Origin of the sequence: Micromonospora sp. NPDC005324 (assembly GCF_040607155.1) — a bacterium.
Taxonomy (GTDB): domain Bacteria; phylum Actinomycetota; class Actinomycetes; order Mycobacteriales; family Micromonosporaceae; genus Micromonospora; species Micromonospora trifolii.
On record NZ_JBEXGE010000013.1, the window covers coordinates 21,744 to 43,367 of the forward strand.

At 72.5% G+C, this 21,624-nt stretch carries 21 protein-coding genes and 1 riboswitch; of the genes, 9 read left to right on the forward strand and 12 right to left on the reverse strand.

Going from position 1 to position 21,624, the window contains the following annotated elements; genetic code table 11:
• Positions 1 to 53: 53 nt before the first annotated feature.
• The 3 genes from ABZS40_RS15860 to ABZS40_RS15870 form a co-directional block, all read right to left on the reverse strand.
• Positions 54 to 1,073 carry a hypothetical protein gene (locus tag ABZS40_RS15860; RefSeq protein WP_354943978.1) on the reverse strand — a complete coding sequence of 340 codons (1,020 nt, stop codon included), beginning with the start codon at positions 1,071 to 1,073 and terminating at the stop codon, positions 54 to 56.
• Between the two features lie 4 nt (positions 1,074 to 1,077).
• Positions 1,078 to 1,208, reverse strand: a riboswitch (cyclic di-AMP (ydaO/yuaA leader).
• 166 nt (positions 1,209 to 1,374) lie between these two features.
• On the reverse strand, positions 1,375 to 2,745 hold the full coding sequence (locus tag ABZS40_RS15865) for a YibE/F family protein (RefSeq protein ID WP_354943979.1): 1,371 nt from the start codon (positions 2,743 to 2,745) through the stop codon (positions 1,375 to 1,377).
• A 357-nt stretch (positions 2,746 to 3,102) separates the two neighbouring features.
• Positions 3,103 to 3,399 (reverse strand): metal-sensitive transcriptional regulator, encoded by a 297-nt coding sequence (locus tag ABZS40_RS15870; protein ID WP_030329541.1) that lies wholly within the window; start codon positions 3,397 to 3,399, stop codon positions 3,103 to 3,105.
• A 95-nt stretch (positions 3,400 to 3,494) separates the two neighbouring features.
• Between ABZS40_RS15870 and ABZS40_RS15875 the strand changes: the two genes are divergently transcribed.
• The 7 genes from ABZS40_RS15875 to ABZS40_RS15905 all read left to right on the forward strand — a co-directional run bounded on the left by ABZS40_RS15875 (position 3,495) and on the right by ABZS40_RS15905 (position 9,536).
• Positions 3,495 to 3,704 carry a copper ion binding protein gene (locus tag ABZS40_RS15875; protein WP_238681977.1) on the forward strand — a complete coding sequence of 70 codons (210 nt, stop codon included), beginning with the start codon at positions 3,495 to 3,497 and terminating at the stop codon, positions 3,702 to 3,704.
• A gap of 15 nt (positions 3,705 to 3,719) precedes the next feature.
• Positions 3,720 to 4,667, forward strand: coding sequence for a hypothetical protein (locus ABZS40_RS15880; protein WP_354943980.1), 948 nt, complete (start codon positions 3,720 to 3,722; stop codon positions 4,665 to 4,667).
• Between the two features lie 12 nt (positions 4,668 to 4,679).
• Positions 4,680 to 6,926 carry a heavy metal translocating P-type ATPase gene (locus ABZS40_RS15885; protein WP_354943981.1) on the forward strand — a complete coding sequence of 749 codons (2,247 nt, stop codon included), beginning with the start codon at positions 4,680 to 4,682 and terminating at the stop codon, positions 6,924 to 6,926.
• A 74-nt stretch (positions 6,927 to 7,000) separates the two neighbouring features.
• A complete protein-coding gene (locus tag ABZS40_RS15890; protein WP_354943982.1) occupies positions 7,001 to 7,174 on the forward strand; it encodes a CsbD family protein in 174 nt (57 codons plus the stop codon).
• Positions 7,175 to 7,336: 162 nt separating this feature from the next.
• Complete coding sequence (locus ABZS40_RS15895) at positions 7,337 to 7,684, forward strand: helix-turn-helix domain-containing protein (protein WP_285792822.1); 348 nt, start codon at positions 7,337 to 7,339, stop codon at positions 7,682 to 7,684.
• On the forward strand, positions 7,681 to 7,950 hold the full coding sequence (locus tag ABZS40_RS15900; protein ID WP_354943983.1) for a hypothetical protein: 270 nt from the start codon (positions 7,681 to 7,683) through the stop codon (positions 7,948 to 7,950). Before ABZS40_RS15895 ends, ABZS40_RS15900 begins: the two co-directional genes overlap by 4 nt.
• A 125-nt stretch (positions 7,951 to 8,075) precedes the next feature.
• Positions 8,076 to 9,536: an alpha/beta hydrolase gene (locus ABZS40_RS15905; RefSeq protein ID WP_354943984.1), complete on the forward strand. Its 1,461-nt coding sequence runs from the start codon at positions 8,076 to 8,078 to the stop codon at positions 9,534 to 9,536.
• Between the two features lie 47 nt (positions 9,537 to 9,583).
• Here ABZS40_RS15905 and ABZS40_RS15910 read toward each other — a convergent pair whose 3' ends face one another.
• The 4 genes from ABZS40_RS15910 to ABZS40_RS15925 form a co-directional block, all read right to left on the reverse strand.
• A complete protein-coding gene (locus ABZS40_RS15910; protein WP_354943985.1) occupies positions 9,584 to 10,240 on the reverse strand; it encodes a class I SAM-dependent methyltransferase in 657 nt (218 codons plus the stop codon).
• Between the two features lie 90 nt (positions 10,241 to 10,330).
• Entirely contained in the window at positions 10,331 to 11,584 is a 1,254-nt protein-coding gene (locus tag ABZS40_RS15915; protein WP_354943986.1) for a sigma-70 family RNA polymerase sigma factor, read from the reverse strand.
• On the reverse strand, positions 11,581 to 11,937 hold the full coding sequence (locus tag ABZS40_RS15920) for a YciI family protein (RefSeq protein WP_238682127.1): 357 nt from the start codon (positions 11,935 to 11,937) through the stop codon (positions 11,581 to 11,583). Before ABZS40_RS15920 ends, ABZS40_RS15915 begins: the two co-directional genes overlap by 4 nt.
• 148 nt (positions 11,938 to 12,085) lie before the next feature.
• Entirely contained in the window at positions 12,086 to 13,348 is a 1,263-nt protein-coding gene (locus ABZS40_RS15925; protein ID WP_354943987.1) for a DUF2786 domain-containing protein, read from the reverse strand.
• A gap of 189 nt (positions 13,349 to 13,537) precedes the next feature.
• On the opposite strand from ABZS40_RS15925, the gene ABZS40_RS15930 reads away from it, so the two are divergent.
• Both ABZS40_RS15930 and ABZS40_RS15935 read left to right on the forward strand, forming a co-directional pair.
• Complete coding sequence (locus ABZS40_RS15930) at positions 13,538 to 14,020, forward strand: DUF2243 domain-containing protein (RefSeq protein WP_354943988.1); 483 nt, start codon at positions 13,538 to 13,540, stop codon at positions 14,018 to 14,020.
• Positions 14,017 to 14,862: a cytochrome c oxidase assembly protein gene (locus tag ABZS40_RS15935; protein WP_354943989.1), complete on the forward strand. Its 846-nt coding sequence runs from the start codon at positions 14,017 to 14,019 to the stop codon at positions 14,860 to 14,862. The genes ABZS40_RS15930 and ABZS40_RS15935 overlap by 4 nt, the downstream gene beginning before the upstream one ends.
• Positions 14,863 to 14,963: 101 nt before the next feature.
• On the opposite strand, the gene ABZS40_RS15940 is transcribed toward ABZS40_RS15935, so the two are convergent.
• From ABZS40_RS15940 to ABZS40_RS15960, 5 genes are all read right to left on the reverse strand, one after another.
• A complete protein-coding gene (locus ABZS40_RS15940) occupies positions 14,964 to 15,689 on the reverse strand; it encodes a DUF3800 domain-containing protein (RefSeq protein WP_354943990.1) in 726 nt (241 codons plus the stop codon).
• Between the two features lie 71 nt (positions 15,690 to 15,760).
• Positions 15,761 to 16,897: a CaiB/BaiF CoA-transferase family protein gene (locus ABZS40_RS15945; RefSeq protein WP_354943991.1), complete on the reverse strand. Its 1,137-nt coding sequence runs from the start codon at positions 16,895 to 16,897 to the stop codon at positions 15,761 to 15,763.
• Positions 16,894 to 19,050 (reverse strand): 3-hydroxyacyl-CoA dehydrogenase NAD-binding domain-containing protein, encoded by a 2,157-nt coding sequence (locus ABZS40_RS15950; protein WP_354943992.1) that lies wholly within the window; start codon positions 19,048 to 19,050, stop codon positions 16,894 to 16,896. The genes ABZS40_RS15945 and ABZS40_RS15950 overlap by 4 nt, the downstream gene beginning before the upstream one ends.
• Positions 19,051 to 19,064: 14 nt before the next feature.
• Positions 19,065 to 20,279 carry an acetyl-CoA C-acetyltransferase gene (locus ABZS40_RS15955; protein ID WP_354943993.1) on the reverse strand — a complete coding sequence of 405 codons (1,215 nt, stop codon included), beginning with the start codon at positions 20,277 to 20,279 and terminating at the stop codon, positions 19,065 to 19,067.
• Positions 20,269 to 21,435: an acyl-CoA dehydrogenase family protein gene (locus ABZS40_RS15960; protein ID WP_354943994.1), complete on the reverse strand. Its 1,167-nt coding sequence runs from the start codon at positions 21,433 to 21,435 to the stop codon at positions 20,269 to 20,271. The genes ABZS40_RS15955 and ABZS40_RS15960 overlap by 11 nt, the downstream gene beginning before the upstream one ends.
• Positions 21,436 to 21,624 lie beyond the last annotated feature (189 nt).

A 21,624-nucleotide genomic window follows, 5' to 3' on the forward strand; every position in this document is an offset into this window, starting at 1 on the left:
CGACGAGGGCCGCTCCGCGCCACGCGGAACGGCCCTCGACGGGATCGTGCAGGTCAGAGCAGCGACATGTGAACGTGGTCGGTGTGGTTCGACGGCCCGCTGTACGAACTCCAGCCGGTGGCCGGGAACCAGATCTGCCGGTTCCAGATCACGTAGTAGATGCCGAGCCGGTCTGCGTTACGGATGAGGAACGCGGCGACGTTGTTGCCGTACGTCCGGGTGTCGTTGTTGTGCCACGGGGCGAACCCGCTCTTCTGTAGCGACCAGTCGCAGGCGCGGCCCTTCGGGTGCTCCCACGGCCCGCCGGGGCGGTAGCAGCCGACGAACCGGTTGAAGCCGGCCGCCTTGACCTCCTTGTACGCGTGCAGCGTGCGCGGTGTGATGCAGCCGGACGTGGTGGGGTCGTTCTCGCTGCACGACTGGGCCTTCCAGTCACCGTCGGCCGTGCGACCCGGGCCGATCTTCGCGACCTTGGAGGTGGCATCCACCAGGCCGCCGGTGAAGCCCTTGCCGCCGACGAGGGAGAGCGCCTTGTCTGCCTCGCTCTTGCGCTTCGCCATCAGGGCGGTCTGCTTCTGCTGCTCGCGGACCTCGGTGTCGAGGGCCAGCTTGGCCTGCTCGGCGCGGGCCTTCACCTCGTTGACCTCGGAGAGCTTCTTCTCGTTGACCATGTTCATCTCGTCGAGCATCCCGGCGCGCTGGACGAACGAGTCGGGCGCTTCGCTCTCCAGCAGCATCGCGACCGCGCCGATCCGGCCGGTCCGGTACGCCTGGGCGGCGATCTGCCCGACCTGCGGGGCCAACGCGTCCAGGTCGGCCTTGGCCCGGTTGACCTCCGCGGCCAACTCGCCCTGCCGCTTCTTGGACTTGTCCAGCTTGGACTTTGCGGCGGAGTAGTCGCGGTTGGCCTGCTCGATGACGTCGTTGAGCAGCTTGGGCTCGCCGTCCTCCTCGTGCCCCGAGGGTGTGGGGGTCGTCGGGGCGGCGTGCGCTGGGAGCGGCCCGGCGAGCACTGTCAGTGCGGCGATCACGGCCACCACGGGTGTCAACCAGCGGCGTAGGGGTGCCGTCACAATGTTCCCTTCCGTCGACCGCCGACCGGGTTAGCTGACGGGTTCGGGGCGGAAGTGGCCCCTACCGCTGACGCGGATTCACCCCAGGTACCTGGGTCCCCGGCTCGCCGGTTGGCGATTGGGCGGTGGCACCGCAGGCGCCGCTTCGCGCCTTCATCGGTCACCGGCAGCGAGGTTACCCGAGAGTCGACCAGGTGAGCTACGGCTGGATGCCGACCAAAAGCGTCATTTCGCCATAGCGTTGAGTGACCAGTGACGCGGTTCTCAGGGTGGATGCCCGATCTGGTCACGCTGAGGAGTGTCACCATGCCGTATCCGTGCTCCTGTTCGACTCCGGCCACCGGTCGGTGGCCTCGGATGGGGGTGTGGCCCGCTTCTGGCCCGGCTCGTCGGTGCCGGCCGTTCGCGGTGAGATGAGTGCGGCCAGTGCCTCGCTGCGGTCCGGCTGGGGCCGGGACGCCGGAGCGTCGGTGGACGCCGTGGCAGCGCTACGCCCGGCGGCGGTCACCACCGCGGCCAGCCCGGTGGTCAGCGGCACTGCGGCGATCAGGCCGAGGGTGGCGACCGCGCTGCGGACGATCTCCTGCGCGAGGAACTCACTGGTGAGGATCTGCCCGATCGGCCGCGCGTCGGCGGTGAGCAGGAGCAGCAGGGGCAGTGACGCGCCCGCGTACGCCAGCACGATGGTGTTGACAGTGGACGCGATGTGCGCGCGGCCGACCCGGGTGGCCGCCCGGTACAGCTGCAACCGGGTCAGCCCGGGGTTGGCGTTCGCCAGTTCGGTGACGGTTGCCGCCTGGGTGACCGTCACGTCGTCGAGCACCCCGAGCGAGCCGATGATGATCCCGGCGAGCAGCAGACCGTGCAGGTCCACGTCGCCCTGGAACATCGACAGGGTGGTGGCGTCCTCGCTGCCGAAGCCGGTGAGGTGGGTCGCGGCCGTGGCGATGGTGGCGAGCACGCCGGTCAGCACCAGGCTGCCCAGGGTGCCGAGCACCGCGACCGAGGTCTGTGCGGTGACCCCGTGGGTCAGATAGAGCACCACGAACATGATCAGGGCCGCGCCGACCACCGCCACCAGCAGCGGTGACCCGCCGGCGCTGATGCCCGGAAGCACGAAGGTGAGCAGGATGGCGAAGCTGGCGGCCAGCCCGGCGAGCGCGGCCAGACCTCGCCACCGACCGAACGCGACGATCGCGGCCGCGAAGATCACCGCCAGCCACACCATCGGGGTGCCGCGTTGGTGCTCGGCGATGTTCCAGTTGCTGGTGGTGGGATCGGTCGGGTCGGCCAGTTCGACCAGGATGACCTCGTCGCCGACCTCGACCCGGGGTGCGCCGGGCCCGTCGGGCACCGGCGTCCGTACCTGCTGGCCGGCGGTCGGCCCGTCGTCCACCAGGACGTCGACAGTGCCGCACCGCCCGTCGCCGACTCTCGGTGTGCCCTCGGGGGCCGACGGCACCGGCGGGCACGGCTCGCTCACCACCCGGGTGACCGTCCCCGGGTAGCGCGGCACGTCCGCACCACCATCGGTCTGCGGTGACCCGCCGCGCGGCCAGAGCAGCACCGCGGCCAGCACTGTGGCGACGAAGAGGGGTACCACAGTCACGACGAGGATCCGTCGCACCCGTGGTGGGGCGGACGGAGCGGGGTGACTGTGGTCGGCGGCCAAGGCGGGACTCCCAACGATCCGGTGCGGGATACGGGTCAGCGGGCCGGGCGGTTCACCGTTGCGGTGGAAACGCCGCGGACGGCGGGCGCGGATCGCTGCCTGACGACCGCCTGATCACGGACGGTCAGTGCTCGGCCCGGTCGGCCGGGGGCGACGCCACGAGGTGGCGGCGCCGGTGCCCGACTGTGCAGCAGCATGTGGAGAGCCATCGTGGGAGATGTTAGCCAGCCCTCCTGGGGGTTGCAGGTCGTGGCGGAGTGTCGGGCGGCCGAACCGCCCGCGCGGCGGGCCCCGGGGCGGCATGTTGGAGCCATGCCCGCTGCGTCACCGCCCGACGCCGCGCCGGACTGAGTGCGGTCAGCCGCGCTTCATGAGCCGGCCGACCGCCGCCATCATCTCGGTGGCCATCTCGTCGGCCCGGCCCTCGGCGGCGCCCTCGTGCATGCAGTGCCGGGCGTGCCCGTCGAGCAGCCCGAGGGCCACCTTGTCGAGGGCGGCCTGGATGGCGGAGATCTGGGTGAGCACGTCGATGCAGTAGCGGTCGTCGTCGACCATCTTCTCGATGCCCCGAACCTGCCCCTCGACGCGGCGGAGCCGCGCGAGCAGCTGGTCCTTGCTGGCGGTGTATCCGCGGATCGGGGTGGGTGCGGTCATGTCGACCAGGATAGCCTACCCCCTGGGGGTATGGTACGGTCGTGTTCTGTCGAGATACCCCCACCGGGTACCGGTACCGCAAAGGAGACGATCCAATGGTCGACACGACGTACCAGGTGCAGGGCATGACCTGCGGGCACTGCGTCAGCGCGGTGAGCGCCGAGGTCGGCGCCATCGCGGGGGTGCGCGACGTCCAGGTCGACCTCGCGGCCGGCCGGGTCACGGTCAGCAGCGATCAGCCGCTGGACACCGCTGTTGTCCGGGCCGCCGTCGACGAGGCCGGCTACGACCTCGTCGACGCGTGATCGGGGGGGGTCGGCGTGCGTACCGTGACGAGACTGGCCGGGTTCGCCGTGGGCCTCGCGGCGGTGTTCGGCACGACGTACGGGATCGGCCGGGTCGTCGACCGCACCCCGGTGGTCGAGAGCCGGCACGACGGCGACGCCGCCCGTGCGACGGGCGAGCACGACGAGACGGCCGCCCGGCTCCCCGGCGGCCTGCTCGTCTCCGACCGGGGCTACACCCTCGAACCGCTCGACGCCCCTGCCGGCGAGTTCGCCTTCCGGATCGCCGGACCGGACGGCCAACCGGTCACCCGGTACGACGTGGCGCACGACAAGCAGATGCACCTGATCGTCGCCCGACGGGACCTCTCCGGCTTCCGCCACGTTCACCCCGAGCTCGCCCCGGACGGCACCTGGCGGGTCGACACCCCGCTGACCGGTCCCGGGCAGTGGCGGGCGTTCGCCGACTTCGCCCCGACCGGGGGCGAGCCGCTGACCCTCGGCGTGGACGTGACAGTCCCCGGCGAGCTGACCGAACGGCCGTTGCCCGCGCCGGCGACCAGCACCACCGTCGACGGCTACACGGTCACCCTGACCGGTGTGCCGCAGCCCGGCCGCACGTCGTCGCTGACCCTGACCGTCAGCCGGGACGGTCAGCCGGTCACCGACCTGGAGCCCTACCTGGGCGCCTACGGGCACCTGGTGGCACTGCGCCGGGGCGACCTGGCCTACCTGCACGTGCACCCGGACGGGACGCCTGGCGATGGGCGCACCCGGCCCGGTCCGGCCGTCACCTTCCTCGCCGAGGTGCCCTCGGCCGGCAGCTACCGCCTCTACCTCGACTTCCAACACGGCGGGCGGGTGCACACCGCCGAGTTCACAGTGGTCGCGGGCGCTGCCCCGACCGGAGACGCCCCCACCCCGAGCGGACCCGCACCGACCGGCGGGGCCGACCACGGCACCCCCGGGCACGGACACAACTGACGGGACCAGACGATGACCACCACCAGCAGACCGCTGCCCGAGGCGCCGAACCGGATCGAACTGGCGATCGGCGGGATGACCTGCGCCGCGTGCGCCGCCCGGATCGAGAAGAAGCTCAACCGGATGGACGGGGTGAGCGCCACCGTCAACTACGCCACCGAGAAGGCGACCGTCCGGTACGCCGACGGCGTGACGCCGGACGATTTGATCGGAACGGTGCAGAAGACCGGCTACACAGCAGCGTTGCCGGCCCCGCCCAGCGCGGAACCTCCGGTGGACCCGTTGCGGGGGCCGCGTACCCGGCTCTGGGTGTCGGTGGCCCTGAGCGTGCCGGTGGTCCTGCTGGCCATGGTCCCGGCCTGGCAGTTCGACTACTGGCAGTGGCTGTCGCTGACCCTTGCCGCCCCTGTGGTGGTCTGGGGCGGGCTGCCGTTCCACCTCGCCGCATGGACCAACCTGCGGCACGGCGCGGCCACCATGGACACGCTGGTGTCGCTCGGCACCCTGGCCGCGTTCGGCTGGTCGCTCTGGGCGCTCTTCCTCGGTGACGCGGGGATGCCCGGGATGACGCACCCGTTCCGCTTCGACATCACCCGGACCGACGGCGCCGGCAACATCTACCTGGAGGCGGCCGCCGGGGTCACCGTGTTCATCCTGGCCGGCCGCTACTTCGAGGCCCGGTCCAAGCGGACCGCCGGCGCCGCCCTGCGCGCCCTGCTCGACCTCGGCGCCAAGGACGTGGCGGTGCTGCGCGACGGCGTGGAGACCCTGATCCCCGTGGACCGGCTCGCCGTCGGTGACCGGTTCGTGGTCCGCCCCGGGGAGAAGATCGCCACCGACGGGGTGGTCGACGAGGGCACCTCCGCTGTCGATGCCAGCATGCTCACCGGTGAGTCGGTGCCGGTCGAGGTCGCCCCGGGTGACGGCGTGGTCGGCGCCACGATCAACGCGGGTGGTCGGCTGATCGTTACGGCCACCCGGGTCGGCGCGGACACCCAGCTCGCCCGGATGGCCGACCTGGTGGAGCAGGCGCAGAGCGGCAAGGCGGCCGTACAGCGGCTGGCGGACCGGATCTCCGGGGTCTTCGTGCCGATCGTCATCACCCTCGCCGTCGGCACGCTCGGCTGGTGGCTCGGCACCGGGGCCGGCCCGACCGCCGCGTTCACCGCCGCCGTGGCCGTGCTGATCATCGCCTGTCCGTGTGCGCTCGGCCTGGCCACCCCGACCGCGCTGCTGGTCGGCACCGGTCGGGGTGCCCAGCTCGGCGTGCTGATCAAGGGCCCGGAGGTGCTGGAGTCGACCCGTCGGGTGGACACCGTGGTGCTCGACAAGACCGGCACCGTGACGACCGGCCGGATGACGCTGGTGGACGTGGTGCCGGCGAGCGGTATGGACCGGGCCGAGCTGCTCCGGCTCGCCGGGGCGGTGGAGGCCGCCTCCGAGCACCCGATCGCCCGTGCGGTCGCCGCCGCTGCCACCGACGCGGGCGCGCTGCCGCCGGTGACCGCCTTCGACAACCTCGAAGGGCTCGGGGTGACCGGCACTGTCGACGGGCATGCCGTGCTGGTCGGGCGGGTCCGGCTGCTGCGCGAGCACGAGATGGACGTACCGCCGGAGGTCGAGTGGGCAGTGCGCGACGCGGAGGCCGCCGGCGCTACGGCGATCGTCGCCGGCTGGGACGGACGGGCCCGCGGCGTGCTCACTGTCGCCGACGTGGTCCGGCCGACCAGCCGGGCGGCGGTGGCCCGGCTTCGCGGGCTGGGGCTGACCCCGGTCCTGCTGACCGGGGACAACACCACCGTGGCCCGCGCGGTCGCCGCCGAGGTGGGTGTCGACGAGGTGATCGCCGAGGTGCTGCCGGCCGGGAAGGTCGAAGTGATCAAGCGACTCCAGGCCGAGGGGCGGTCGGTGGCGATGGTCGGTGACGGGGTCAACGACGCCCCGGCGCTGGCCCAGGCCGACCTGGGGTTGGCGATGGGTACCGGCACCGACGTGGCGATCGAGGCGGCCGACCTCACCCTCGTCCGGGGCGACCTGGACGCCGCGGTGGACGCCATCCGGCTGTCCCGACGCACGCTCGGCATCATCCGGGGCAACCTGTTCTGGGCGTTCGGCTACAACGTGGCGGCCCTGCCGTTGGCCGCCGCCGGGCTGCTCAACCCGATGATCGCCGGCGCCACGATGGCGCTGTCCTCGGTCTTCGTGGTGGCCAACAGCCTGCGCCTGCGTCGCTTTCGTCCGGCCGCCGCCAATCTGTGACGACGGTAATGGTTGGGCCGGTGACGACGGGGGTACCTCTGTGGTTGTAGCGACGCTTGCAATGGAGGTTGGCAATGGGATTCGACGACAAGATCAACAACGCCACCGAGGACGCGGCCGGCAAGCTGAAGGAAGGCGCCGGTCGGGTCACCGACAACGAGCAGCTGGAGGCGGAGGGTCGCGCTGACCAGTCCACCTCCAAGCTCAAGCAGGCGGGCGAGAAGATCAAGGACGCCTTCAAGAGCTGACGTACGACGTACCCGCACGCCGGGCCGGTGATCATCACCGGCCCGGCGTGCTGTGTGTCCGGCCTCTCTCGCCGACCCTGAGATCCCCCTGATTCCGCTTTCCGTCCGCCCCGCAGCACGACGACACCTGCTAACTTTCCTTGGCATGTGCAAGGGCTGGTTATGAGCACCGCTTCGCCGCCGACCGGCGACGACCTGGTCCGGGTGCTGGCCACCCTGGCCAACCCGCACCGGCTGCGGGTCGTCGCCGCGCTGGCCCGCGAGCGTGCGTACGTCAGCGGGCTGGCCCGGCAACTGGGCATCAGCCGGGCGCTGTTGCAGGTCCACCTACGGAAGCTGGCGGCGGCCGGGCTGGTCACCGCCCGCCTGGAGTTGTCGGAGGACGGGAAGGCCATGAACTACTACGAGGTGGAGCCGTTCGTGCTCACACTCACCCCCGCGGTCATCGCGGCGGCGGTCGAGACGCTGACAGTGCCCGACTCGGGCGAGCAGCCGGGAGCGCAACGATGAGCGAGCACGACTGGACCGAGGTGGTCGGCGCGATCGGCATCTTCGCCTTCCTGATCAGCGTGGTCACGGTGACCGTCGTGCAGCTCGCCAAGACCCGGCGGGCCCGGTACGAGGCGGCCCGGGCGGACGACTACCGCCGGCTCGCCGAGACGGCCGCTCAGGCCCAGGCGGAGAACGCCCGACTGCTCGCGGCGGTGGACGGCCGGCTGGGCGGGATGGAGACCCGGATGACAACGCTCGAACGCGTCCTGCGCGAGGTCGACTGACCCGGCGGAGGGAAGAGGCCCCGGGCCGTCGAGCGGCTACTCGACGGCCCGGGTGGAAGCAGCATCACCTCGCCCAGTGGGCGAGTTTCACCGGCAACGCTCCTTCGAGGAGAGGACAACACCTCATGCTGCGCGTACGCAAATCCGCAGTCGGCTGGGCCGTCGCCCTGGCCCTGACAGCCGCCGGCCTGACCCCGGCGAGCCCGGCCGCCGCCCGACCACAGCCCGCCCCGACGATCGCCTGGCGGCCCTGCCTTACTGACACCAGCGCCGAGTGCGGCGCCCTGTCGCTGCCGGTGGACTGGGACCGACCCGGGGGTGAGCGCTTCGACCTGTCGCTGGCCCGCCGGGTCGCCAAGCCGGCCACCCGGGAAGGCGCGCTGGTCTTCGGCCCCGGCGGGCCGGGCGACAGCGGTGTCGACCGGGTGGTGAACGGCAGCTCCCGGTTCAGCGCCGACCTGCGGGCCCGGTTCGACATCGTCAGCTTCGACCCACGTGGCACCGGCGGCAGCCACCCGGTGGTCTGTTCCCGGGACCTGCTCGCCCGGCAACCGCAGCTGATCGCCGACCAGGCCCAGTTCGACGCCACGCTGGCCAACAACGCGCTGCTGCGCGCCGACTGCCGGGCCCGCACCGGGGCGCTCTACGACCACGTCGACACCACCAGCGCAGCCCGCGACCTGGACGCGGTCCGCGCCGCGCTCGGCGAGCGGCAGCTGACCTTCCACGGCAGCTCGTACGGCACAGTGCTCGGGCAGCGGTACGCCGAGCTGTACCCCGACCGGGTCCGGGCCATGGTGCTGGAGGCCACGATGGACCACAGCGTCGGCACCCGCGCCTTCCTCGACAGCCAGGCCGCCACAGCAGAGGGCGCGTTCGACGAGTTCGTCGCCTGGTGTGACCGGTCCACGGCCTGTGCCCTGCACGGTCGGGACTTCCGGGCGATCTGGGCCGGGCTGCACGCGCGGGCCGAGCGCGGTCTGCTGACCGACCCGAAGCGGCCCGGGGTGGTGCTGACCCCATTCGAATTGAGCCGGCTCACCCACAAGGAGTTCTACGACACCTGGCGGTGGCCGGGGCTGGCCGAGTGGCTGGGCAAGATGGATGCCCCCACCGCCATGCGGAGCGCCGGCCCATCGACCGGCGACGCCGTGGCTCCGTACCCCTTCGCGGTTTTCTGTCAGGACTGGAGCCTGCCGGTCCACGACTACCGGGAGTACGCCGGACATCTGCGCCGGGCGGCCCGGCTCGCGCCGGACCTGCGCTACCCGCCGGCACTGTTCGCGCTGGTCACCTGCCTGGGCACCCCGACGCCGGTCGCCAACCCGCAGCATCGGCTACGGGTCCACACCGACGTGCCGTTGCTACTCGCCGCCACAGTGCACGACCCGGCCACGGGCTACGACTGGGCGCGCAACGTGGCGCGACAGTTGGGCCGGCGCGGCGCGGTGCTCACCTACCAGGGGTGGGGGCACGGCAGCTACAGCAGCAGCCCGTGCATGCAACGAGCCGTCGACTCGTACCTGATCGACCAGGTGGTGCCCGCCCGCGGTGCCAGCTGCCCGGCCGTCGAACCCGAGGTGTGACGGCCGCTGCCGGCCGCCGGATCGCGCGGCGGTCGGCAGCGGTGTGCTCACTGGCGTCGGGTGGCGCGTACGACCACGTCGTGCAGCGGAGCCTCCCGGCCCGGCATCGTGCGGCGGTGCTCCTCGGCGGTGCTGATCTCCCAGGTGGTGCTGTCCAGGCCGGCGGTGATGTCCGCGAGGGTGACCGATGCCTCGTCCGGCGGATGGTGTCCGTGTCCGTGCACGTGTCCGTGCCCCGGCTCGGTGGCGTCCGAGGTGTGCAGATGCCCGACGATCAGGAGGGTGCCGCCGGGGGCCACCCACCCGGCGATGCGGTCGTAGAAGGCCAGCTGCGGCATCGCGGGGTGCGCGTAGTGCGTCGTGACCAGGTCGAACCGCATCTCGGGGGCCCAGGCCGTCAGGTCCGCCTCCACCCACCGCACGCGCTCGGAGACCCCGCTCTCCGTCGCGCGTTCGGCGGCCCGGGCGAGGGCGACGGGTGCGATGTCGACAGCGGTGACCTGCCAGCCGTGGGAGGCGAGCCAGATCGCCTCCGTGCCGGCGCCGCAGCCGGCGTCCAACGCCGAGCCCGGCACCAGAGCGTCGGTCTCCCGGGCCAGGTACGGGTGCGCGGGACTCGTGCTCATCGCACCCGGGCGGTCGTGGTGCGCCTGGTGCCAGTGCCGCTCCCAGTAGTCCTTGTCGAACTCGTGCTGCTCGGTCATCTGTCGTGCTCCTTCGCGGGTCGTCCACGACTGTGACCGGCGACCGGGAGATGCGCAAAGATTGTTGCCAAAATGGCAAGACGGCGTCGCTCACCCCTGCCCGGTCAGCCGGGCCGCCCGCACCTCCAGGTAGCGCTGCTCGGGCCGGCTCGTGGTGCCCCGCGCCGCCGCCAGGTACGCCTCCCGCGCCGCAGCGAACTCCCCGGCCAGCTCCAACAGGTGAGCCCGGACGGCTGCCAGCCGGTGGTGCCCGGCTGTGCGTTCGTCGGCGTCCAACGGCGTGAGCAGGGCGAGCCCGGCCCGGGGCCCGTCAACCATGGCCACCGCCGCCGCCTGATTGAGGGTGACCATCGGGTTCGGCGCGATCCGGGCCAGCAGTCGGTAGAGCGCGACGATCTGCCGCCAGTCCGTCTCCGCCGCCGTCGACGCCTCGGAGTGCACAGCGGCGATCGCCGCCTGGAGCTGGTACGGGCCGGGCGGCGACCAGGTCAACGCCTCGGTGATCAGCGCGACCCCCTCCGCGATGGCGGCGGCGTCCCACCGGGAACGGTCCTGCTCCGCCAGCGGCACCAGATCCCCGTCCGGCCCCACCCGGGCCGCCCGGTGCGCGTCGGTCAGCAGCATCAGCGCCAGCAGCCCGGCCACCTCGCCGTCGCCGGGCAGCAGCCCGCGCAGGATCCGAGCCAGCCGGATCGCCTCGCCGGTCAGCTCGGCCCGGCGCAGGTCCGGGCCACTGGACGCGGTGTAACCCTCATTGAAGATCAGATACAGCACCCGCAGCACAGTGCCCAGCCGCTCGCCCCGCTCGGCCGGCCCGGGCATGGTGAACCGGGCCCCGGCGGCCTCGATCCGCTGCTTGGCCCGCCGGATCCGTTGACTCATGGTCGCCTCGGGCACCAGGTGCGCCCGGGCGATCTGGGCGGTGCTGAGACCGCCGACCGCTCGCAGGGTGAGCGCCACCTGCGCCGAACCGGGCAGCGCCGGGTGGCAGCAGAGGAACAGCAGCGTGAGGGTGTCGTCCTCGGCCGCAACGGCGGGCTCCGCGTCCGCCGCCGGCGCCACCCCGGCGTACGCCGGCTCGCGCCGCGCCACCGCCACCTCGCGGTCCCGGCGCGCGCTCTCGCTACGCCACTCGTCGGTGAGCCGACGGGTGGCCACTGTGAACAACCAGGCGCGCGGATTGTCCGGTACGCCCTGGCCGGGCCACTGCGTGGCGGCGGCGAGCAGGGCCTCCTGGACCGCGTCCTCGCACCTGTCGAACTGTCCGTGCCGACGGACCAGCAGGCCGAGGACCTGCGGCGCGAACGTGCGCAGCAGATCCTCGACCGTCCGGTCCGCTGTCACATCTCCGTCCCGGCCTCGTCCATGATCGGGCGGACCTCCATCGCGCCGCCGTACCGGACGTCCGGCCAGCGGGCGGCGATCTCGGCGGCCCGCTGCGGGCTGTCGCAGTCGACGGCCAGGTAACCGGCGAACTGCTCCTTGCTCTCCATGAACGGGCCGTCGAGGACCTCGGGGCTGCCGTCCACGAGCCGGACCGTCAACGACTGCGACGGATTGGCCAACGCCTGGCCGCCGATCAGCTCGCCGGTCTCGGTCAGCTCCTTCATGATCTCGTCGACCTCACCGAACAGGGCGGTGCGCTCCTGCTCGCTCAGCTCCTCGGTGAAGCCGGGCCGGTTCCAGATCAGCAGCATGTACTTCACGGCGATGCTCCTCAAGGCTCTGGTCGCACCCCGACCGGGGCGCGGCTCACCGGAGGGTCGGAGCCGTTCCCCCGATCCCTACCGCGTACCGAAGAAAATCGCAGAAACGTCCGCCGGGGGCGGTCCCACGCCGAATGGTTCAGCGCGGATCGGGTCGGCCGCGCACCTGTCGGGGCTTGCGGGCGCCGCCGACGTCCAGCGAAGCCCGGTCGGCGGCCGAGGTGCCCGACGACCAGCCCTCGGCGTCGCGCACGCTGAGCCGGTGCCGGGTGACGCCGGGGAAGAGCGTGTCCAACCGCTCCCGGACCGCCTCGCCCCGCGCCGCGAGCACCGGCAACAGCCGTTCCGCACCGGCCGTCTCGGCCGCCGCCCGGTCCGCCGCTTCGGTCGCCGCCTCGGTGGCCGTCCGCAGCCGCTCGCCGATCCGCAGCGCGAACGCGTTGAGGAAGGACTCGTCCCAGACCTTCGTCCGCCGCCCCGACCCCGCCCGGCGCTCGGCACGCCCCCGCAGCATCGCCGCCGTGGCCTGGACCAGCAGCGACGTGTAGAGCAGCTCCACCGCCACCAGATCGGCCGGCCAGCCCAGCACTGTGGCGAAGCCGAGATCGTCGGACCAGACCGCCTCGCACCGGTTCGCCGCCGCCACCTCCTGCACCAGTAGCGCCTTCGCGCCCGCGTACGGGGTGTCGGTGCTCAGGCGCACGCCGCCGGGCAGGTCCCCGCGCTCCGAGCCGGCCGCCAGCAGCGCCTCGTCGATGCTGTGTCGGGCGATCAGCTCCTGGGCCTTCCCGGTCAGGGCCTCGGCCTCCGCCGGAAAGGTGGTCGACTCGGCCTTGGCCAGCAGCGCCCGTACCCGATCCAGCATCGGCGACCCGCTGCGACCCGTGCCCGCCGTGCGGGGCAGTGCCGCGCCGCTCGTGCCCGGCGGTGGGCGCAGCACCGCGATCGGTGGCAGGCTCTCCACCAGCGCGAGAGTGTCCACGGCCGCGCGGAGCGCGTCGGCCCGGTCCAGACCCTCCCGGCTGGCCCAGCCGGTCAACACGCTGCCGTCGGCACCGCCCTCGCTGGCCGCCAGCTCGCGTAGCTGGTCGTCCCACCAGGCCGGGACCGGCTCGGCCTGGTCGCGCCGCTGGGCGGCCATCGCGGCACGCACCAGGCGGGCCGCGCGGGCGTCGAGCCGTCGACTGGTGAGCCGGTCCACGTCGACCGGCTGCCAACCGCGCGGCCAGAGTTGGCCCAGGCCGCGGACCAGGCGACGCAGCAGAGCGGCGTCCACCGCCGTGGTGCCGTCCGCAGCGCCGGTGCCGACCATCAGTTGGTCCAGCTGCCGTTCGGCCTGCCGTACGTCAGTGTCGCGCACCGCCGCGAGCGCGTTGGCGACGAGTTCGTCCGCGTCCGGCACGGGCACCTCCTTCTCGGCATCTGGCTGTCGCTGCCCCTCCAGGCTCCATGATCATGCCGTCCGTGGCCCGGGAGTCACGAAACGGGGATGTGCCACCGGCCCATTGGGCCTTCCCGCCGCGTCGACCTGGCATGTTTAATGCGGTTCGGGGTATTTGCGACTTGATCCGAGCTGACTGCGAGGTGTGTGGTGGTCGATTCGACAGTGCCGAGGACCCGTACCGCCGACGTTCGTTCCTCCACCCTCGTCGGCGTCCTGATCGGCATCGCGATCATGGCTGCGGTGGACGAGATCGTCTTTCACCAACTCCTCGCCTGGCACCACTTCTACGACCGTTCCACCCCCTCGGTGGCGCTGCTCTCGGACGGGCTGCTGCACGCCGCCGAGGTGATCGCCCTGGTCGGCGGGTTCTTCTGGTTCGCCGACCTGCGTCGACGGCGTGCCCTGTCGAGCCGGCTGGCCTGGGGTGGCTTCCTGCTCGGCGCCGGAGGATTCCAGCTCTTCGACGGGCTCGTCGACCACAAGGTGCTCCGGCTGCACCAGATCCGCTACGGCGTCCACCTGGTGCCGTACGACGTGGTCTGGAACGTGGCCGGCGCGGTGCTGCTGCTGGCCGGCGTCGCTGTCCTGTGGCGGGCCCGGTCCCGCCGGTCCGGCGCCGGCCCGCGATGACGGTGGCCGGGCCGCTGGCGCACGCTGGGCACGGCGCGGCCGGGCCGACCTGGCTCCCGCTGTTCCCGGTTGCGTTGTTGGCGGCCGGCTACGTGCTGGCCGCCGTCCGAGACTCGCGGGGCTGGGACCACCGGCGCGCCGCCTCCTGGCTGGTCGGCTGCGCCCTGCTGGCGGTCGCCGTCGGGCCGCTGGCCCAACTCCCCGACAACCCGCGCGGGCACATGGCGCAGCACCTGCTGCTCGGCATGCTGGCCCCGCTGGGGCTGGTGCTCGCCGCCCCGGTGACGCTGCTGCTGCGCGTCGCGCCGCCGCCGGTACGCCGAGCGGTTGGCCGGCTGCTGCGCGCCCGCCCGCTGCACCTGCTCGCCCACCCGTTCACCGCCGCGCTGCTGACCACCGGCGGGTTGGCGTTGGTGCTGCTCACCCCGCTGTACGCGGCGGCCGAACGGCAACCCGTCCTGCACCACGCCGTACACCTGCACTACCTGGCCGCCGGGTACCTCTTCGCCTGGTCGTTGGCCGGGCCCGACCCGGCGCCGCGTCGCCCCGGACTGGGGGTACGGACCGGCGCGTTACTGGCCGCGTCGGCCGGCCACGCCGTGCTGGCCAAGTACCTGTACGCCCAGGCCGAAACCCTCCCGCCCGGCCTCACCGACCGGGACCCGGAAGCGTTCCGCTCGGCCGCCCAACTCATGTACTACGGCGGCGACCTGGCCGAGCTGCTCCTGGCGGTGGCCCTTTTCGCCACCTGGTACCACTCCCGCCGCCCCCGCCCGTCTCCGTCTCCGTTGATCAAGAAAGTTGCGTGCCCTGAAGGCGGTTCCTTGACGCAAACCTCCTGATAAACACCATGGCGGTTTGTGCGTGGCCCGCAAACCGCTGCTAACCTGGGTGATGCAGGAGGCCCTCTCTTGAGGGTTCCCGCAGCCGCCTTAGGGCCCGCTCACGCGGGCCCTTCGTGCATCTGGCGGGCGGCAGGCGACCAGCACCATGAGTGGTACCTCCGCTGCTCGACCCAGGACCAGAGCTTCTCGTTGGCCGCCGCCTCGCGTGGATCGTGACCCGTGACGTTGGCCATCCGGCGATAGAGGAAGGTCACTAGATCCACGGCCTGCACCAGCCGCGAGGCGTGCGACGGGGCGAAGTGCAACGTGTCGACGATCCGGGTGAGCCGTCGTGATCGATAGCCTCCGGTGCCGTCGACGCGGTAGCGGCTCAGGTCAGCGCGGTGGGTAGCCGGGTTGTCCACCTCGTCGGCGATGACCAGAGCGAGTTCCTCACGCATTGCGGCATAGCCGTCAACACGCTCCAGGAGATGCGACAGCACCACCTCGTGTGCAGGCTTCGGGGAGGCATAACGGTGAGCGAGGCCGTGGCGGTCGACCCCGCGCAAGATGATCGTCACGTCGTGCGCGCCGATGGCCTTCATCGCGGCGTTGTAGACGGCCACACGGGCACGGGGTGGCAACCCACTCCAGTGCGCCCGCCCCTGGAACAGGTCGTACCCGTGCAGCTCGGACTCCGCGTTGACGCCGTACGCCTTCGCCGCGTTGAGCACGACCTCGTCGAGGGCGGTGCTCAATGGGATGGCCACTGTGTCGGGGACCATCAGTGCGCCCATCCAGTACCACCGGTCGGTGTACGACTCGTCCAGATAGGTGAGCAGCACCCACAAAGGATAGGACCTCGCTACACGCCGTGTCGGCTCGACGCGCCCCTGCCTACGAGCCGAAGGCGTCACTAGCCACCTGGCTGATCCGGCCAGTTTTTGAGGATGTCCTCGACGGGTAGGACGGCCTGCTCCGGGTCCGGTGCCGGGGTTGGCCGGTCGGTCGGGGTGCGGTCGAAGCGGGGTGCGGGGGCCGGCTGGATCTCGCCGCCCACCTCGACGAACGTGCCCCGGGCCGCGTTGTGCGGGTGTGCGTGCGCCTCGCCGGGGGCGAGCACCGGCGCGACGCAGGCGTCCAGGTCGGCGAAGACCCCCGTCCACTCGTCCCGGGAGCGCTCGGCGAACCGCTCGGTGAACCGGCGGCGCAGCTCGTCCCAGCCGCTCGGGTCGTACTGGGCGGGCAGGTCCGGGTCGTCGGCGAGGTCGAGGCCGGTGAGCAGGACGGCGTAGAAGGCCGGTTCCATCGCGCCGACCGCCATGTAGCCACCGTCGGCGGTGGCGTACGTGTCGTAGAACGGCGCCCCGCCGTCGAACATGTTGCGCCCACGCGGGGCGGCCCACAGGCCGGTGCCGAGCAGCCCGTGCAGGAACGAGGTGAGCAGCGCCGAGCCGTCCACCATCGCCGCGTCGACCACCTGGCCGAAGCCGGAGCGTTCCCGCTCCAGCAGCGCGGCCAGCACCCCGACGGCGAGCAGCATGCCGCCGCCGCCGAAGTCGCCGAGCAGGTTCATCGGCGCGTACGGGCGTTCGCCGGCCCGTCCCAGCGGCTCCAACGCCCCGGCCACCGCGATGTAGTCGATGTCGTGCCCGGCTCGGGCTGCCAGCGGGCCGTCCTGACCCCAGCCGGTCATCCGCGCGTACACCAGTCGGGGGTTGCGGGCCTGGCACACCTCCGGCCCGATGCCGAGCCGCTCGGCCACCCCGGGCCGGTACGCCTCGACCAGCACGTCCGCGCGTTCGGCGAGGCGCAGCAGGTCCGCCACCCCGGCCGGGGACTTCAGGTCCAGCGCGGTGACCCGCCGCCCGCGTTGCAACGGCCCGCTGGTTGGTGCGGCCAGCCGGCCGGCTCCCGGGGCGCCCGGCCGGTCCACCCGCACCACGTCCGCCCCGAGGTCGGCGAGCACCATGCAGCCGAACGGCGCCGGGGCGAGGCTGGCCAGCTCGACCACCCGCACCCCGGCCAGCGGCCCGCCGCGTGCTGCCGTCACGCGACGTCCACCGGTTCGGCCCGACGGGCGTCGAGCCGGTCGGCCAGGTCGGCGGGGGGCGTGAACCGGTCGCCGTAGCGGCCGGCCAACTCGGTGGCACGGGCCGCGAAGCCGGCCGGGCCGCCCGCGTACTGCCGGAGGTAGCGGATCACCCCTCCCGTCCACGCCGGGAAGCCGATGCCGAAGATCGAGCCGATGTTGGCGTCGGTCTCGGTGCGCAGCACCCCCTCGTCGAGGCAGCGCAGCGCGTCCAGCCCCTCGGCGAAGAGCATCCGCTCCTGGAGGTCGGTGAACGGCACCGCCCGACCCGCGTCGGTGCTCAGGTCGGCGAGACCGGGCCACAGCCGGCCCCGGGTGCCGTCGTCGTAGGAGTAGAAGCCGCGTCCGGCGGCGCGCCCCGGCCGGTCGTACGCGTCGACCAGCTCGTCCACCAGGCGGTGCGCCGGCAGCGGTCGGAATTCCTCGCTGGCCGCCTCGAACTGGCGGCGGATCCGCTGGATCAGCGTGAGACTGACCTCGTCGGCCAGCGCCAGTGGCCCGGTCGGGTACCCGGCCTGAAGGGCGGCCTGCTCCACCGATGCGGCGGGGACACCCTCGGCGACCATGCCGACCGCCTCGTCGATGAACTTGCCGATCACCCGGCTGGTGAAGAAACCCCGGCCGTCGTTGACCACGATCGGGGTCTTGCCGATCCGCCGGCCCAGGTCGAACGCCCGGGCCAGCGCCACGTCCCCGGTCCGTTCGCCCACCACGACCTCCAGCAACGGCATCCGGTCCACCGGGGAGAAGAAGTGCATGCCGATGAAGTCCGTCGGCCGGCCCACGCCGGAGGCCAGCCCGGTGATCGGCAGGGTGGAGGTGTTGGAGGCCAGCAGCGCGTCGGGCGCGAGCACGGGCAGCACCTCGGCGAAGACCTGCTGTTTCAGCGCCGGGTCCTCGAAGACCGCCTCGATGACCGCGTCGCAGCCAGCCAGCGCGTCCACCTGGTCGGTGGTGGTGATCCGGTCCAGTACGGCGCGGGCGTCCGCCTCGGTCGTGCGGCCCTTGCGTACCGCGCGGGCCAGTAACCGCTCGGCGTGCTCCCGTGCCCGGCCGGCGGCCTCCGGTGTGACGTCCTTGACCACGACGTCCAGCCCGGCGCTCGCGCAGGCGTACGCGATGCCCGCGCCCATCATGCCGGCCCCGAGCACCGCCACCCGGCGTACCGGTGCGGCGTCCACCTCGGCCGGTCGGGCCGCGCCACCGTTGACGGCCTTCAGGTCGAAGAAGAACGCACCGATCATGTTCTTGGCAACCTGCCCGGTGAGCAGGCCGATCAGGTGCCGGGTCTCCACGGTCAGGGCGGTCTCCAGGTCGACCTGTGCGCCCTCGACGGCGGCGGCCAGGATCGCCTCGGGCGCGGGTAGCCGGGCGCCCTTGAGTTGCTTGCGCAGTGTCGCCGGGAAGGCGGGCAGTTGGGCGGCCAGCGAGCGGCTGGCCGGGGTGCCGCCGGGCATCCGATAGTCCGGCCGGTCCCACGGCTGCGCCGGGTGCGGGTTCGCCGCGATCCAGGCCCGCGCCCGGTCCAGCAGTTCGGTGGTCGTGGCGACCACCTCGTCGACCAGCCCGACGGAAAGGGCGTCGGCCGGGCGCATCCGCCGGCCGGTGAGCAGCACTGTGGTCAGCGCGCCGGCCAGGCCGAGCATCCGTACGGTCCGGGTGACGCCGCCCGCCCCGGGCAGCAGGCCCAGGGTCACCTCGGGCAGCCCGAGCCGACTGCCCGGTGCGTCCAGCGCGATCCGGTGGTGGCAGGCGAGCGCGATCTCCAGGCCACCGCCGAGCGCCGAGCCGTTGACCGCGGCGACCACCGGCCGGCCCAGCGTCTCCAGCCGGCGCAGGTCCCGCTTGATGGTGCCGAGCAGGTCGGCCAGGTCGGGGGCGTCGGCGCGGGTGGCCCGGATCATCTCGGGCAGGTCGCCGCCGGCGAAGAAGGTCGACTTCGCGCTGGTCACGATGACGCCGACGAGATCCTGCTCGGCCTCCAGCCGGTCCAGCGTGGCGCTCATCGAGGCGGCGTACGCCCGGTTCATGGTGTTGGCGGACTGGGTGGGGTCGTCAAGGGTGAGCGTGACGATGCCGTCGGCGCCGCGGTCGTACCGGATGGTGTTGGTCATTGTCGTCCTCCGGGTCAGCAGCGCTCGAGAACTGTGGCGACGCCCATGCCGCCGCCGATGCAGAGGGTCACCACGGCGCGGCGCAGGTCGCGGCGCTCCAACTCGTCCAACGCCGTACCGAGCAGCATCGCTCCGGTCGCGCCGAGCGGGTGGCCGAGCGCGATTGCGCCGCCGTTGACGTTCACCCGGTCGGGGTCGAGGCCCAGGTCACGGACGTACTTGAGCACCACCGCGGCGAACGCCTCGTTGATCTCGAACAGGTCGATGTCGTCGACTGTCAGCCCGGCGACGGCGAGCGCCTTGTGGGTGGCCGGGATCGGGCCGGTCAACATCAGCGTCGGATCCGCGCCGGTGACCGCCGCTCCGACGATCCGGGCGCGCGGGGTGAGGCCGAGGTCGCGACCGACGTCGCCCGAGCCGATCAGCACCAGCGCGGCGCCGTCCACGATGCCGGACGAGTTGCCCGCGTGGTGGACGTGCTCGATCGCCTCCAACCAGTGGAACTTCTGCAACGCGACCGCGTCGAAGCCGGCCGCCTCGCCCATGGTGGCGAAGGACGGGGTGAGCTTCGCCAGCGCCTCCCGGGTGGTCTCGGGGCGCGGGTGTTCGTCGACGGTGAGGATGTCCAGCCCGTTGCCGTCACGGACCGGCACCACGGAGCGAGCGAAGTACCCGCCGGCCCACGCCTTGGCGGCCCGCTCCTGCGACCGCAGCGCGTAGCCGTCCACATCGTCGCGGGTGAAGCCCTCCAGGGTGGCGATCAGGTCGGCGCTGACGCCCTGCGGCACGAACGACGTGGCCAGCGCGGTCTGCGGATCGGTGGCCCAGGCCGCGCCGTCGGAGCCCATCGGCACCCGGGACATCGACTCCACCCCGCCGGCGAGCAGCAGATGCTCCCAGCCGGAGCGGATCCGCGCCGCGGCGGAGTTGACCGCCTCCAACCCGGAGGCGCAGAACCGGTTGAGCTGCACCCCGCCCACCTGGTCGGGCAGCCCGGCCAACAGCGCGGCCGCCCGGGCCAGGTCGCCGCCCTGCTCGCCGACCGGAGTCACGATGCCGAGCAGCAGATCCTCCAGCCGACCCACGTCCAGGCCGGGGTTGCGCTCCCGCAACGCGTCGATCAGGCCGACCACCAGGGAGATCGGCTTGACCCCGTGCAGCGCCCCGGTGTCCCGGCCGCGTCCGCGCGGGGTGCGGACCGCGTCATAGACGTACGCCTCAGAGGGCACGGGCGATCAACTCCTTCATGATCTCGTTGGTGCCGCCGTAGATCTTCTGGACGCGGGCGTCGGCGTACATCCGGGCGATCGGGTACTCCGTCGTGTAGCCGTAGCCGCCGAAGAGCTGAAGGCACCGGTCGACGATCTCGCACTGCCCGTCGGTGAGCCATGACTTCGCCATCGCCGCCGTGGCCACGTCCAGGTCGCCACGTGTGTGTCGGACGATGCAGTCGTCCAGGAAGACCCGGCTGACCCGCGCGCGGGTGGCGCACTCGGCGAGCACCATCCGGGTGTTCTGGTGACCCATCAGGGTCTTGCCGAAGGCGGTGCGCTCCTTGGCGTACGCGACGGTCAGCGCGACCGCCCGTTCCATGGCGGCGACCGCGCCGACGCCGATCACCAGCCGTTCCTGCGGGAGTTGCTGCATGAGCTGGATGAAGCCCAGCCCTTCGGCGCCGCCGAGCAGGTTGGCCGCCGGCACCCGGAACTCGTCGAAGAACAGCTCGGCGGTGTCGTTGGCGTGCAGGCCGATCTTGGACAGCAGTCGGCCTCGCCGGAACCCCGCCGGGTCGCCACCCACCTCGCAGACCAGCAGCGAGACGCCGGACGCCCGCTGCTCGGGGTCGGTCTTCACGGCCACGATGACGAGGTCGGCCAGTCCGCCGTTGGTGATGAACGTCTTCGCACCGGTGACCAGGTAGTCGTCGCCGTCACGGACCGCCCGGGTCCGCATCGCCTGAAGATCGGAGCCGCCGTCCGGCTCGGTCATCGCGATGGCGCCGACCAGCTCACCGCTGCACAGGCCGGGCAGCCAGCGCCGCTTCTGCTCCTCGCTGCCGTACGCCACCAGGTAACCGGTGACGATGCCACTGTGCACGGCCAGGCCGAGGCTGCTCTCCCCGGTGTACGCCTGCTCGTGCAGCAGCACCGCCTCGTGGGTGAACCCGCCGCCCCCACCGCCGTACTCCTCCGGGACCGACAGGCCGAGCAGCCCCAGCTCGCCGGCGCGGCGGTAGTGCTCGCGGTCCGGATGACCCTGCGTCAGCAGGCGCTCGGCGTGCGGCAACACCTCCTTGGTGAAGAAGGTGCGGGCCAGCTCGGCCAGGTCGTCATGCTCCGGCTCGCGCCAGGGTGAGGGGGAGCCGTCGGGCGGGGGGGTCGGCATGTGCACCACCCTCGCGCGCTGTTGGCGGCATGTCAATAAGTCGTGATCGGCAGCCAGCACGGGGGTCGTCGGGGTGTTCCGGAACCGCAGCCCTGGACCGTCGGGCCTGGGCCGGATGCGCCAGCCCGAGACCGTGCGGCCCTGGGCAGCAAGAAGTCGTCGATCATGGAACTGCGCTGCCGCCGCGAC

Coding starts and splice junctions, on each gene's coding strand:
- ABZS40_RS15935 (WP_354943989.1), top strand. CDS start 14,017: ATGACGGTGGCCGGGCCGCTGGCGCACGCTGGGCACGGCGCGGCCGGG.
- ABZS40_RS15870 (WP_030329541.1), bottom strand. CDS start 3,399: ATGACCGCACCCACCCCGATCCGCGGATACACCGCCAGCAAGGACCAG.
- ABZS40_RS15905 (WP_354943984.1), top strand. CDS start 8,076: ATGCTGCGCGTACGCAAATCCGCAGTCGGCTGGGCCGTCGCCCTGGCC.
- ABZS40_RS15875 (WP_238681977.1), top strand. CDS start 3,495: ATGGTCGACACGACGTACCAGGTGCAGGGCATGACCTGCGGGCACTGC.
- ABZS40_RS15950 (WP_354943992.1), bottom strand. CDS start 19,050: ATGACCAACACCATCCGGTACGACCGCGGCGCCGACGGCATCGTCACG.
- ABZS40_RS15890 (WP_354943982.1), top strand. CDS start 7,001: ATGGGATTCGACGACAAGATCAACAACGCCACCGAGGACGCGGCCGGC.
- ABZS40_RS15900 (WP_354943983.1), top strand. CDS start 7,681: ATGAGCGAGCACGACTGGACCGAGGTGGTCGGCGCGATCGGCATCTTC.
- ABZS40_RS15960 (WP_354943994.1), bottom strand. CDS start 21,435: ATGCCGACCCCCCCGCCCGACGGCTCCCCCTCACCCTGGCGCGAGCCG.
- ABZS40_RS15895 (WP_285792822.1), top strand. CDS start 7,337: ATGAGCACCGCTTCGCCGCCGACCGGCGACGACCTGGTCCGGGTGCTG.
- ABZS40_RS15920 (WP_238682127.1), bottom strand. CDS start 11,937: ATGCTGCTGATCTGGAACCGGCCCGGCTTCACCGAGGAGCTGAGCGAG.
- ABZS40_RS15910 (WP_354943985.1), bottom strand. CDS start 10,240: ATGACCGAGCAGCACGAGTTCGACAAGGACTACTGGGAGCGGCACTGG.
- ABZS40_RS15885 (WP_354943981.1), top strand. CDS start 4,680: ATGACCACCACCAGCAGACCGCTGCCCGAGGCGCCGAACCGGATCGAA.